This is a genomic window from Fusibacter fontis (assembly GCF_055378735.1).
Map to the genome: position 1 here is coordinate 3,213,647 of NZ_AP042445.1, position 12,902 is coordinate 3,226,548.

The 12,902-nt window shown below is 37.8% G+C and carries 11 protein-coding genes; 4 read left to right on the forward strand and 7 right to left on the reverse strand.

The window, feature by feature from the left end:
• Positions 1-10: 10 nt before the first annotated feature.
• The 3 genes from ACZ41W_RS14585 to ACZ41W_RS14595 all read right to left on the reverse strand — a co-directional run bounded on the left by ACZ41W_RS14585 (position 11) and on the right by ACZ41W_RS14595 (position 2,519).
• A complete protein-coding gene (locus tag ACZ41W_RS14585; protein WP_464312724.1) occupies positions 11-763 on the reverse strand; it encodes a YibE/F family protein in 753 nt (250 codons plus the stop codon).
• Positions 760-1,932 carry a YibE/F family protein gene (locus ACZ41W_RS14590; protein ID WP_464312725.1) on the reverse strand — a complete coding sequence of 391 codons (1,173 nt, stop codon included), beginning with the start codon at positions 1,930-1,932 and terminating at the stop codon, positions 760-762. Before ACZ41W_RS14590 ends, ACZ41W_RS14585 begins: the two co-directional genes overlap by 4 nt.
• Positions 1,933-1,997: 65 nt before the next feature.
• Positions 1,998-2,519 (reverse strand): hydrolase, encoded by a 522-nt coding sequence (locus tag ACZ41W_RS14595; protein ID WP_464312726.1) that lies wholly within the window; start codon positions 2,517-2,519, stop codon positions 1,998-2,000.
• A 188-nt stretch (positions 2,520-2,707) separates the two neighbouring features.
• Between ACZ41W_RS14595 and ACZ41W_RS14600 the strand changes: the two genes are divergently transcribed.
• Positions 2,708-4,303, forward strand: coding sequence for an amidohydrolase (locus ACZ41W_RS14600; RefSeq protein WP_464312727.1), 1,596 nt, complete (start codon positions 2,708-2,710; stop codon positions 4,301-4,303).
• Positions 4,304-4,416: 113 nt separating this feature from the next.
• Here the strand turns inward: ACZ41W_RS14600 and ACZ41W_RS14605 are convergent, their stop codons facing one another.
• Positions 4,417-5,889, reverse strand: coding sequence for a methyl-accepting chemotaxis protein (locus ACZ41W_RS14605; protein ID WP_464312728.1), 1,473 nt, complete (start codon positions 5,887-5,889; stop codon positions 4,417-4,419).
• A gap of 311 nt (positions 5,890-6,200) precedes the next feature.
• The gene (locus ACZ41W_RS14610) at positions 6,201-7,196 is read right to left on the reverse strand and encodes a calcium/sodium antiporter (protein WP_464312729.1); all 996 of its coding nucleotides are present in this window, start codon (positions 7,194-7,196) and stop codon (positions 6,201-6,203) included.
• A gap of 456 nt (positions 7,197-7,652) precedes the next feature.
• On the opposite strand from ACZ41W_RS14610, the gene ACZ41W_RS14615 reads away from it, so the two are divergent.
• Positions 7,653-8,210 carry a DUF2284 domain-containing protein gene (locus ACZ41W_RS14615; RefSeq protein WP_464312730.1) on the forward strand — a complete coding sequence of 186 codons (558 nt, stop codon included), beginning with the start codon at positions 7,653-7,655 and terminating at the stop codon, positions 8,208-8,210.
• A 426-nt stretch (positions 8,211-8,636) separates the two neighbouring features.
• Positions 8,637-10,013 (forward strand): APC family permease, encoded by a 1,377-nt coding sequence (locus ACZ41W_RS14620; protein ID WP_464312731.1) that lies wholly within the window; start codon positions 8,637-8,639, stop codon positions 10,011-10,013.
• 121 nt (positions 10,014-10,134) lie between these two features.
• Here ACZ41W_RS14620 and ACZ41W_RS14625 read toward each other — a convergent pair whose 3' ends face one another.
• Both ACZ41W_RS14625 and ACZ41W_RS14630 read right to left on the reverse strand, forming a co-directional pair.
• Positions 10,135-10,809, reverse strand: a complete 675-nt coding sequence (locus ACZ41W_RS14625) for a TVP38/TMEM64 family protein (protein ID WP_464312732.1) — start codon at positions 10,807-10,809, stop codon at positions 10,135-10,137.
• Between the two features lie 137 nt (positions 10,810-10,946).
• Positions 10,947-11,615: a YczE/YyaS/YitT family protein gene (locus tag ACZ41W_RS14630; RefSeq protein WP_464312733.1), complete on the reverse strand. Its 669-nt coding sequence runs from the start codon at positions 11,613-11,615 to the stop codon at positions 10,947-10,949.
• A 227-nt stretch (positions 11,616-11,842) separates the two neighbouring features.
• Here ACZ41W_RS14630 and ACZ41W_RS14635 point away from each other — a divergent pair, with 227 nt between their 5' ends.
• A complete protein-coding gene (locus ACZ41W_RS14635) occupies positions 11,843-12,733 on the forward strand; it encodes a LysR family transcriptional regulator (RefSeq protein WP_464312734.1) in 891 nt (296 codons plus the stop codon).
• The last annotated feature ends 169 nt before the right edge of the window (positions 12,734-12,902 follow it).

A 12,902-nucleotide genomic window follows, 5' to 3' on the forward strand; every position in this document is an offset into this window, starting at 1 on the left:
AAAAGTCGTTTTATACTCTAAAACGACTTTTTGCTTTAATAATGGTCACAATTGGAATCACGATAATGATGCCGATCCCTCCAGAGACGATATGGAATATCTCACTTGAAAAAAGTTTTGAATTCAAGATTTCCACCAGTGAGTAATTGAGTGAAGAGAACCAGATCAGGATGGAGAAAAATCCACCAATATAGGCAAACAATAGGGTATGCGTCATAGTTCCCAAGATGTCGCCTCCGATTTTCATCCCCGACTGAAACAGTTGCTTAAATGAGATATCCGGATCATGTGTTTTGATTTCGTGAAGAGCAGTTGAAATTGAGATGGCTACATCAATGACGGCGCCTAAAAGCCCTATCAAAAGTTCAAGAAAGACGATGACCGTCAAATCGAGGTCGATATAAGGTGTCGTAAAGGACATTTGCTCAAATTGTTCAAAACTAAATCCTTGAATTTTAGCTGCAGACACCACTGGATATGTGATGAAAAGTGTCATGATGATGGTGAGTATAACGGCGATATTTGAGACGATGGTCTTGTTGTTAATGCCATTGATATTAAATAATAAAATGCTGCTAATAACGCCGCTGACGACGAGTGTTGTGATGAGGGCATTAAACCCCCATGAGATGAAAATTAAAAGCGTGATAAATAGAACTATGGTGTAAATCATGGAAAAAAATGAACGAACACCTCTTTTTCCACCGATTCCCCACATGAGTAAAAATAAAATGCCGCTTAATATGAGGATGGATGTATTCATGAGTGTACCTCCTCTGATGGGGTATCGTCTGTGCTGAATGTACGTTCAAGAGTTGCTGTAGACTGAGATGAATCATCCGCTTTGGGATGTAATAAGAAAATGGAGACAATCAGTGTAATCGGGATTGTAATGACGATGCCGATACTGCCGATCACCGCTCTTAAAATTTCCAAAGAGAGGGACACGTTGAGCATATATCCTAAAGTAACGCCACTTTTTAGCATGAGGATGATGAGGGGCGCACTCCCGCTCAAATAAGTCAGCATGATGGTGTTCGTCATGGTTCCCATGGTATCATTCCCAATGGTTTTTCCGGATTTTAAGAGGTCTTTCACCGTTATTTGTGGAGAAGTTACGAGGATTTCTTCGATGGATGAGGCGATGGACACGGCGATGTCCATGATTGCGCCTAGTGTACCAATAACCAGTTGGATAAAGAAAAGTTCCACAGGTGATTTTATGGCGATATCCATCTCGGCAAAACTCACACCTCGAAAACGCGTGATTGAAAACACGATGTATGCGATAACAATTGCAGTTAATGTTCCTAGAACTGTTCCAATTGCGGCAGCAAGTGTTTTTTTATTGAGTCCTGTGACGAGGACAAGTGAGGTGAAAATAAAAATAGCCGTGGCTATAGGTGTCAACAAATAAATGCTGACATCATTTAAATAAAGATGCATCATGATAAACACCACGATGAGATTGATCAGGACGCTTGCCATGGAAAAGAAGCCCTTTTTTCCGCCGATCAAAATCGTCAAACAGGCGAAAATCAATAGAATATCCAATATATGATAGTCGCGCCTAAGTGTGGCGATCTTAAAGGCATTCTCTATGCGTGTAGAATCTGAATCCTTTGAATGACTCATCTTTCTTAAAATAACTTCTTGACCAACTATGTAGCGCTCTGAAAATGCTTGTGAAACGGAAAACGTGTTATGCAAATATACGAGCGTTCCTTTTAATTCCGTATTAAGAATGCGCGCCTCAATCTCTTGAGGGTGATCGGAATATGGAGAGAGTGGGTGCGTGGGATCTTCAGTGATGGAGGTAATTTTTGCTATAGGTACTTGGTAATAAAAAACAACGTGTCGAACAAAAAAAGAGATGCCAAGTGAAAGAATCGCTAATAGTAAGACAATCTGAATGCGCTTTGGGATGTTCATGGTGTCGCTCCTTGCGGATATTGGATTTCAAACAATAGTATACCATGAAATCACCTATTGGGTCATCAGTTGCTAAACATACCGCTGGCAAATAATACGACATAGTTATGACCATAATGTTTGGCACATTTTGGACAAGTGGTGTAGAAGGCATAGCAATCATTCATCGGACCACCTATTCGAAGCATGTATGCGTCCATCTCTTTGATCCATTTCGGCATATCTTTAAATGGCCCATCAAATACTTTTGAGTAATACGTACCTTGTAACTGTACGCTTTCATACGCCGGAACGTCGGATTTTACCATAAACAAATGCTCCGCTTGCCATTTTGTGAGGTCTTTTGAAAGAATGAAATATTGATCTTTTATATCCGCTTTTGCCTCAACGATATCTTCCATGGTTTTGGTCATGACTTTGCCCATGTTGAGAGGCATAAACATAAAACTCTTTGTAAATGTCTTGATGAACTTTAACTGTTCAAAATTAAACGCTTTTTCATCCCAATCTTCAGGGTGAAATTTTGGACAGCAACCTGTTTCATTGTCAGACAGATCGATATGGGGTAATTGAGTGTGAATATTCATAAGATCCTCCTTGTTTATTTATTAAATGAAACCATTGGTAGACTCGGTGAATTTATACCCATATAATCGCACCTCAAATGCCAAATTGCTGAATCGATCGTGCATTAAATCAATCGTTCAATGACTGTGATCACTAGATGGGTTGATAAATTGACCCAACAGTGTTATGTTGATTGAGGAGGCGAATTATGGCAAAATTACTGTTTTTTAATGGGAAAATTGCATCGCTAGACGCGAGCAATACACTTTATGAGGTTATGGGTATAAATGGGCATCAGATTGATTTTTTAGGAGATATGAGCCAAGTGGATGCCATAACAGAACACTACGATGAAATGATCGATTTGAAAGGGCAGTTCGTCATGCCTGGATTCAATGATAGTCATTTGCATTTGTTAAACTATGGATATTCACAGCGCAAAATGGATTTGACACACTATGACAGTATAGAAGCAATGATTCTGGCTTCACAGTTACGAATCAGCGAATCGCATCCTCGAAAAGATCAATGGTTTCTTGGAAGAGGTTGGAATCAGGATCGGTTAGAAGAAAAGCGCGTTGTGACGCGAGCGGATTTAGATCGAATTTCAATGGAAATCCCCATTGTTTTTACGAGAGTCTGTGGACACATGAGTGCATGCAATACGGCTGCTCTTAATCAAATTGCACATTTACAAGAGAATCAACATGATCCCAATATCGATATTGAGCAAGGACTCTTTTATGAAGAAGCCCTTAATGTTCTTTTTTCTGCGATTCCATCCCCGGATTCTGAAAGTGTCAAAGAGATGATTTTATCGACCATTGACGAGATGCTACAGTATGGCATAACTTCCGTTCAATCGGATGATTTAAGAGCACTTCCAGATCAAGACGAACAAAAAGTTTTAAATGCCTATATGGAATTAGCTGAGAGCGATCAGCTCAAAATAAAAGTTTATGAACAGTGTCTATTTTTCGATGGAAAATCCTTTGAACAGTTGATTAAGAAGGACGTGAAAGGATGCAAGAATTTCCGAATGGGTCCATTGAAGCTGTTATTAGATGGTTCACTAGGCGCTCGCACTGCATTGCTCAGTCAGCCATATTCCGATGCACCTGAAACTCATGGCGTTTTAAGTTTTTCACAAGCAGAGATCGCGGATATTTTTGAATTTGCCATGGCCAATAATGTTCAAGTTGCAGCGCATGCAATCGGTGATGGCGCAATGGATGTTTTTTTAACAGAAGTTGAAAAATCACAGTATCCAGACAAGGTGAAAAATTTGCGCAATGGCATTGTACATGCTCAAATTACCAATCCGTCATTGATACAGCGAATGAAAAACCTGCATATGATGGCTTATGTGCAGCCGATTTTTCTAGATTATGATATTCACATTGTGCACAAACGCACGGGTGCAAGGGCGGATGTCGCCTATGCATTTAAAAGTATGTTGAATGAAAGCATTTCTGTTACCATGGGAACAGATGCGCCAGTTGTTCATTTTAACCCTTTTGAAAATATATATTGTGCCGTTGAACGTAAAGATTTGAACGGTTATCCTAAAGAAGGGTATCTTCCACACGAATCGCTTTCGCGATATGAAGTTTTGAGAGCGTATACCTACACCGGTGCGTATGCATCTTTTGAAGAAATGGAGAAAGGAACACTTGAAATCGGTAAGTGCGCTGATTTTATCATTTTAGATCAGGATTTGTTAGAAGTCGATTCAAAGACGCTTTTAAAGACAAAAGTACTTTCGACGTACGTCGATGGAAAATGTGTGTACAGCTTGACTTAGGTCCATCACGATTTTCGCGCTACAAAGGTAATGATGCAATTTCTAGAAATGATTGTCCAACGAATTACAAAAGCCTGCACACTCTATATCAGATGTGCAGGCTTTTATTGAACTTATTTTGTGATGAGTACATCCACCAGTTTCTTTCCAATTCGGTCAATGTGATTCATTTCATTGGTAACTTGTTCCGTAATCTCATTTTGAACTTGAACTCTGGATGAAATTTCTTCAAACTGTGCAGAATTTTCTTGAAGGATTGCCGCGATATCCGTAATAGCGCTTTCGACTACTCTAAACTCCGCATTTAAAAGCTTGAGCGCATCTTTTTCAGTGATTAAATCTTTGCTCACAGCATTGAGAATGGTTTCAACTGAGCTAAAGCGTTCATCGAGAATTTTCATAGCTTGAGAACTTTCATCTGCAGCGTGTTTACCCGCTTCTGATGCGACAATGGCTTTTTCAGAAGATGTAATAAACGTAGAAATAACGTGATTGATGTCTTCGGCAAATTTATTGCTTTCGACAGAAAGCTTTCTGATTTCGTCTGCAACTACTGCAAATCCTCGACCGTGTTCTCCTGCTCGAGCCGCTTCTATCGATGCGTTAAGTGCCAATAAATTTGTTTGTTCAGCGATGTTTTTAATGCCATCAATTGAATTTTTAATGTCATTCATTTGTTTAGAAAGTGCTGCCATAATAGAGTAACTTTCATCCACTGTTTCGTTCATCGTCGAGATGGATGTGTTCATGTTTTTAACAGCTTGACCACTTTGGTTAAAGTCATCTTTTAACACATTAAAGACATCCGTTAGATTGTGCATGGTTTGATAGGTACTATCGACTTTCTGTGCAGAAGTTTGCGTACTTTCATTAACCGTTGTAATAGTTCCAGCTGCTTGTTCTACACTGAGAGCAAGTTCGGAAATCGCGCCAGAAATCATATTGTTGCTTCTCGCGTTTTCAGTCATTTTTATTGAACAACTATCCGTTGCTGTGCTGAGTTCATCTGTAGAAGCCTTAATTTCTTCAAATACAATGTTTAATTGAGCCAGAGCTTCTTCGTTTTTCTTGCTTTCATTTTCAACATTTTTAACGGTTTCACCACCCCATTTTGTCAACAAGACGAGAACGAGCCACACGCTAAACATAGCACCCATTCTTGGGATGAATTCGCCAAGTCCCATTCCCGGATCGAGAATAGTCGTTGGTTTTACGATGTAGAGAATGGTTAAAAATGACATTGCCAATGTTCCGAAAATCCCCATTTTCTTGGAATCAAAGTAAAGTGCTTCCATGGCAAAACTCACGAGGTATAAATTAAACATACGAGAAATCCCTCCGTTTACCACAGACAAACCAATGGCTGCGAACAATGGAATCATCACGATGATTTGAGATTTAATTCCCCTGTGAAATGGAATGAAGTATAGGATTGTTGCAAGGGCGCCTGTTGCACCTGTTGCGATGAGCGATTTAATCGCATAATCTGCGCCAGAGTTGATGTATGATGTAATTGGAAGGATGATGGTGAATATCCAAATCAGTAATACATTCGCACGAATGGCACGTTGTTGATCGTATTGCATGTGAACCTCCTTAAATATTTATATAATGCGTATTTATCATGCTAGGCATGTATAAAAATCAAAAAAATAGTTATTCATTTATCAGTATACATCACTTAATAGTATACACCACTTTGTGTAAAACACAAGAAATCTAGATGAAAATGTTACGAATTTGCAAAAAAACAGTTGGTCGATTAATTTGACCAACTGTTCATTACCACTTTAAATAAGAAGTTTGATTTTACAATGAATGCCTTCTATAAAAAGAATGCCTCTTATAAAAAGAATGCCTCTTATAAAAAGAATGCCTCTTATAAAATGAAGGCCTTTTATAAATAGTTAAATCCAAGGAAGATGAGATAGCCAGTGAGAAGAAATCCACCTTCTAATCGACTGATTTTATGGTCTTTACTAATGGTGAAGAATCTAAAGGCCGTTAATATGATGAGCATCGCTGGAAAATGAAGCGAGTAGAAGTTTGTTGGTACGTGAAGACCAGCTGGTGTAACAGCCGCGGATATTCCTGTTACAAACAATACATTGAGGATATCAGCGCCAATGATGTTACCAACTGCGAGATCACCGTGTCCTTTGAGAACGGATTTAACACTTGTTGTTAATTCTGGTAAACTTGTGCCGAAAGCAACGAGCGTTGCAGCGATGATACTTTGAGGAATACCCACTCGTACGGCTGTCAATTCAACCGATGGAATAAGAATCTTTGATGATAAAATAACAATGGCTACCCCAATAAACATAAAGATGAATTGTTTTACTACGGAATCGTTAACGTGTTCTTGCGCTTGTTCATCTACTGCGCTTGTGAGAGTGTTTTTCCCATTTTTAAATGACCAGAAGAGATAGAGTGCTAATAACGTTACCAACAAGAAGCCCATCCATTGTGCAATCCGACCGCCTAAAATAGGCAATGCCAAAACTGTTAAAAGTACTGCTGAAAGTAACTGTATCCAGCTTTGGAATTTGATGGACTTGTAGTCCACAACAATTGGAGAAATTAAGGCTGCAATACCCATAATGAGTCCGGTATCGACAATAATTGAACCGACTGCGTTACCAAGGGCTAAATCGGCATTCCCTTTAATAGCAGCCATAACAGAAACTGAGACTTCTGGTAAAGTTGTACCGAGTGAAACAACAGTTGCGCCGATAATGGCTTTAGGAATTTTGAGTTTTGCTGAGATGCTAACAGCTTCTTCAATGAGAATGTCAGCGCCTTTTCCAAGCGTAAATAGTGATACTGCAATGATTGCAAGTAGCGCTATGGTTGGGAAAGGTGTGATGAGGTTTACAATAAATTGATCCATACAAGCTCCTTTAATTAATAGTGTTACAATGCTCAGTTAAAATGGCCACAATCGTCCCTGTAAGATGAACACTGTCCAGCGATGATTCTGTGAATTGAGAAATTCATACCCTACAAAAAACAAAAAACTCTACAATTCACACAAAAATTGTAGAGTCTCACACGAATTGACTTCACCTAAACCGGGATTGCTCCGAAGTGACGATTTAGATTCCTTTGCAGGCAGTTACTCCCTCTGAAATATGATTATAGTCAAAACGATTTCGCTTGTCAATAAAAACATGATTGTTTATGATGATTAAGGTACCTGTAATTAAATTAGAAAATTGCATAATTCTAATTTATGAGAATCTCAATCTTTGAAATGGCGTGATTGAGCCATTTTAAGTTTAATCATACATGATTATTGTACTAAAAAGGTAATTATGCAATTTCCACAAAGAATAGGAGTGTAAATATGCCGTTTCAAGAAGTGAAAAATAAACTCATCTATCAAACATTAAGTAAAGAAGCGTTGTTTGCTTATTATATGCCCACAGAGATTCACGGATACTGTCAAAAATGTCCGAATTATCACAAAATCTGGTCTTGTCCTCCTTTGATATTTAATCCGAAAGACTACTTAACGCCTTATGAGTGCTTTGTCGTGATGGGGGTTCAAACCAAAACTTTTGATGCGACAAGGCGTTCTTTTGGCAAAACTCTGATAGAGTTCGCTGAAACAAACTCCTGTGAAGTACTCATTGCTGGAAATTGCCATTATTGCACATCCTGTAATCGAATAAACAATCAACCTTGTTTGAATCCAAAAAAAATGAAATTTTCCTTAGAAGCACTTGGTTTTCATGTGGGTGAAATCTGCGAAAATGTCCTTAAAGTGCCACTTGATTGGTCCAAAGTAGATCCTACCTTTATGACGGTGGGACTTTTGATGTTTAAAAATCATAAGGAACAGGAAGAAATGACAGAAAAAATTGTCGCCCTATTAGAAGGAGCTTTGTGTTTAACTGAATGATATCTATGTCAATATTGTTATTGTTGGATGAATGAATAGAATAGAAGTGTTCAATCATTATTTGAAATGGACCGAAATGTTTCGAAAAGCTAAATAATAATTATCTCAACGTATAAAAAAGTCTGTACGTTAGAAATGCTAACGTGTTCAGTGTACAAATAAAAAAACATAAAATTCTGACAAATTTGGGTTGACAAGCATTTTAAATTGTCGTAAACTACACCTTAATAATTAACGTATTGTAATATCCTTATGTTGTACCAAGTTCGCAGAATTTGATTTTACTAAAGGGTCCACAAAAGGGCTCTTTTTATTTACATTGAATTGAGAAAATATGGAATAATTGTAAATGTTAAACAAAATTTTGAAGTCGCACTAAAAGGATGATGCTAGTTAATATGAAAAATAGAGAAAGAGGGAAGGTTTATGGAGAAGAAATTGGAACATGGTCATTCGAATAAGGTGGATGAGAGGGAACTTGATAAAAAGTATGGCTTGGTTACAGCTATTGCCATGGTTGTTGGCGTTGTAATCGGTTCGGGGGTATTTTTTAAAGCAGATGACGTATTAAGTAAGACAAATGGTAATTTGATCATTGCACTTATTGCATGGGGCATTGGTGCGTTCTCGATGATTTTTGGATCATTGGTTTTTGCAGAGTTCGCACAGAGAATTGAAAAATCAAATGGATTGGTGGATTATTCTGAAGTTGCTTACGGAAAAAGATTTGGCTATCTAGTAGGATGGTTTAAAGCGGTATTGTATTACTCTCCGCTTGCGGCAATTTTATCATGGATCGCAGCTAAATACACATTGATACTCTTTGGTTCTGATAATCCAGGCAACTCAGGTTTAACATGGCTGATTGCTTTTGTTTATATGGCGTTAACGTATATTATGAACTATTTATCTCCAGTACTTGCAGGTAAATTTCAAGTGAGTTCAACCGGGATTAAGTTAATTCCGCTGTCGCTTGTAGCGATTGTTGGTACCATTAGTGGACTTGTAAACGGCATTACTGTTGAGAATTTTAAAGCGGCAATGTCGACTGTTGGAAGTTCCGGTGGCACACTTGCGTCGGCGGTTGTTGCTACGGCATTTGCCTATGAAGGTTGGATTTGTGCGACGACGATCAATAGCGAAATTAAAGACTCTAAAAAGAATTTACCACGTGCTCTGATCATAGGCGCTATGATTGTATTCGCTGTCTATGTGCTTTATTTCTTAGGCGTTGCCAGTGTATTGCCAACTGAAGACATTATTGCGCAAGGTGACAATGCAATTGCAACTGTTACAAATACACTTTTTGGATCGTTTGCTTCGACTGTATTGACTGTATTTGTCATTATATCATGTTTGGGAACATTAAATGGACTTGTGCTTTCAAGTATTCGAATTCCATTTTCGCTTGCCATTCGAAATCAAGGTCCTTTCCCAAATCAAATCAAACTTGTGAGCAAGAGAACAAGTATGCCGGTGTATTCAACTCTGTTTTCTTTGGTTTTGACAGTTGTGTACATCATACTTTGGTACTGTAGTTTAAATGAAGTGTTTGGAAAATATATTGGTTTAGATGAAATTCCAATCGTTATGATTTATGGTTTGTATATTTTCCTTTATGTTTGGTATATGAAAAACTTCAAAGATTTAGGCTTTATAAAAAGATATGTCGTTCCTGTGTGTGCCATGTTTGGCTCGCTTGTGATCGTATATGGTGGAATTTCAAATCCAAGCATCGGGTTGAACTTAATTATTTCGGTTTCAGTACTGTTATTTGGTTTAATTTTCTACAGACGTGATTAACGTTTGAGATACAAATTTCCTTTATACTCCCAGTAAATGAAATCTTGAAACAACATAAAATCCCAGAAACATTGGATCAATGTCTCTGGGATTTTTGTTTTTGATGCTTAACGCGATTCTTCTAGTGCTGAGGCTGATTAAATCGTTTGCTTTTTTTATAATATAGAAACATAATGCAAGTGAAAATGACTTTAATCGCAACTGGAATTAAAAATTCAATGGAGGTTGGATCTGAGATTGCCTCACCCATAAAGATAAATGTCATGATATTCGGTGTTACGCCTATAAGAGAGCCAATCAAAAATGATTTTAAGCCAAGTTGAGTGGTACTCAATAGCAAACTCACCAAGTCAAGAGATAAGAACGGAACAAAACGCAATAAAATTGAAAGCATGAAAGCTTTACTAGAATCCATTTCTAATAATTTGCGCATGGCCTTGCTTTTTTTGAGGTGATCTCGAATTTTATCACTTCCCAAACGCTTTCCAACCTGAAAGGTTAAAGCGAACTCAAGTGCAATGAGAACATAAGTAAAAATAATTGCAATAGGAGTGGGTAACAGAGCGCCTGCAATGACGAATAATAAGAGTACTGGGATGACAAATGTAATCGACTTGAGGCAATAGGCCAATGCGAGAACAACTAAGCCGATGTGAGGCGAATGTTTTAATTTATTGATGACTTGTTCTGGTGAATGATGCGTAAAAAAATAAACCAGCACGGCTATAAGCGCTATATAAGAAATAACCAGAACAATTCGTATCAGTTTTCGTAAGAGAAATTTTCTATGATCCATGAAACCACCTATTATTTTGCTTAGAATACATCGTTAATTATATCTGTTTTAGATGAAAAAGATAGATGATTTTCATGAAAATCTTAAAAGTTAACGGAAAGTAACGTTTGTGAGTGAGAGTGTAAAATTCAAACTCACTATAAATCACATGACTGAATGCTGCTATTTTCCCTAAATAAATCGATGATACTGCGTTGTTTTACTTCAGCTGCGTTATAATGTGTCCAATTGAAGACCCATTGTAAGACACGGCCTCCGATTAATGCCAATAAGATGGTGCCAAAACCAAATGGTCCACCGAGTAGGAGTCCTAAAACTGTGACGATCACTTCAATACTTGTTTTTACGACTGTAACCGATTTTCCTGTGATCTGTAGCAACATGAGCATCAATCCATCTCGTGGACCAGCGCCTAATCCACATTTCATATAGATAGACATGCCAAGTGATAATACAACTAGTCCGAATAAACTCAATAGAATTTGAAATAGGATTGTGTTTGGTTCAGGAATAAGTGATGTTTTTTCTAGTAAATCAATAAAATAACCGACGAAAAAGACGTCGAGTAAAGTACCTATGCCTGGATAATATTTAAAGAAACTCATCATAACCAGAATCCCCACGCCCACGATTTGGCTCCATACACCAAATGAAATCCCAGTTGTTTTAGCTAGCCCTGCGTGCAATGTTCCCCAAGGAAACAGACCAATTTGTGCGTGAATCATCATGACGGTTCCTACTGAAGCCAAAAAGAGCCCCCAGATTACTTTAGGGATAGATGTCATCCATTCGTATTTGTTTTTCATATTTACCTTCCATGTCGCTTGATATTTGATACAAGTGTGATTATAATATACCTATAAACAGGAGTAAAACGAATATTTGTCATATGAAGTATGAAATATTTTCATGGTAAATCGAATTGCCAGTTTACATGGCTTTGAGATCGAGATATACGTTGAGAGTGAGTCGAAATACGTTGAAATTGAGTCGAAATACGTTGAAATTGAGTCGAAATAGGTAGGGGTGTCATATGAAATACCGGATTTTATATACCAGTTGGGAAGAAAAAAGTTTTACGAAAGCAGCTGAAAAGCTCAATTTGACACAATCGGCAGTGAGTCATTCAGTCAATACATTTGAGAAAGAAATGGGCTTCCCTGTATTTCACAGATTGAAATCGGGCTTGACTTTAACGGAAGAAGGAAAAATATTAATGCCGTATTTTGAACGGCTGGTGATGGATGAAAATCGTCTTTATAATCAAATACATGCAATAAATGCCATCGAAAAGGGGACGCTACGCGTTGGAAGTTTTGCGAGTGCGTCAACGCGAATTTTGCCAGAAATCATCAAAGCATTTGATCGACGTTATCCCAACATATCCGTTGAATTAATCGATTCAGACTATGATGTAATCAAACAAAAATTAAACGATGGACATATAGACATCGCCGTTTTGGAAGAGACATATATAGAAGAGAATCATTACACACTTTCGTATCTATCTGACGAAATGATGATGATTGCGCCCCTTGATTATTTTGATCAGCGGCCAGCCGCAATACCTGTAGCTGAAGTAAGCCGATATCCATTTATCATGCCGGACAATGATCAAGACTTTTACCTAAAACAACTGTTGAAAGCGCATGGCGCATATCCATCGGTCAAGTACAAATTTCAGTTACTAACCACTGTTTTTGCGATGGTTGAAGTTGGGCTTGGAATATCCGTGATTCCTGAATCAGCGCTTTTAAAAACCGATTTTAAACTCGACAAATATTCGTTTGAGCCGAAATTATACCGAAATGTGTGCTTAACGGCGCTTAAAACACAGATGGACGCTCCTGTTGTTAAAGGTTTTTTTGAGATTGCAAGGTGCATCAAACGTGGAACATCCGAGCAAGCGTGTTTCGATGAATAAAAATGCATTAAATTTGCATTGAAATGTGAACTTAATATTAAATATCTTAAATAGCACTTGAACTGTTGCTCAACTTATGATATCTTTATATTGTTGTTAAATTTAGTACGAAACAGAAATTGATTTTTAGTTTGAACCTTTTAATGGTATCGACCTAACGGTTAAACAA

Bases quoted from the DNA above. Each gene is read 5' to 3' on its own strand.
- ACZ41W_RS14590 (WP_464312725.1), bottom strand. From the start codon at position 1,932: ATGAACATCCCAAAGCGCATTCAGATTGTCTTACTATTAGCGATTCTT.
- ACZ41W_RS14610 (WP_464312729.1), bottom strand. From the start codon at position 7,196: ATGGATCAATTTATTGTAAACCTCATCACACCTTTCCCAACCATAGCG.
- ACZ41W_RS14630 (WP_464312733.1), bottom strand. From the start codon at position 11,615: ATGAAAAACAAATACGAATGGATGACATCTATCCCTAAAGTAATCTGG.
- ACZ41W_RS14615 (WP_464312730.1), top strand. From the start codon at position 7,653: ATGCCGTTTCAAGAAGTGAAAAATAAACTCATCTATCAAACATTAAGT.
- ACZ41W_RS14635 (WP_464312734.1), top strand. From the start codon at position 11,843: ATGAAATACCGGATTTTATATACCAGTTGGGAAGAAAAAAGTTTTACG.
- ACZ41W_RS14620 (WP_464312731.1), top strand. From the start codon at position 8,637: ATGGAGAAGAAATTGGAACATGGTCATTCGAATAAGGTGGATGAGAGG.
- ACZ41W_RS14585 (WP_464312724.1), bottom strand. From the start codon at position 763: ATGAATACATCCATCCTCATATTAAGCGGCATTTTATTTTTACTCATG.
- ACZ41W_RS14625 (WP_464312732.1), bottom strand. From the start codon at position 10,809: ATGGATCATAGAAAATTTCTCTTACGAAAACTGATACGAATTGTTCTG.
- ACZ41W_RS14605 (WP_464312728.1), bottom strand. From the start codon at position 5,889: ATGCAATACGATCAACAACGTGCCATTCGTGCGAATGTATTACTGATT.
- ACZ41W_RS14595 (WP_464312726.1), bottom strand. From the start codon at position 2,519: ATGAATATTCACACTCAATTACCCCATATCGATCTGTCTGACAATGAA.
- ACZ41W_RS14600 (WP_464312727.1), top strand. From the start codon at position 2,708: ATGGCAAAATTACTGTTTTTTAATGGGAAAATTGCATCGCTAGACGCG.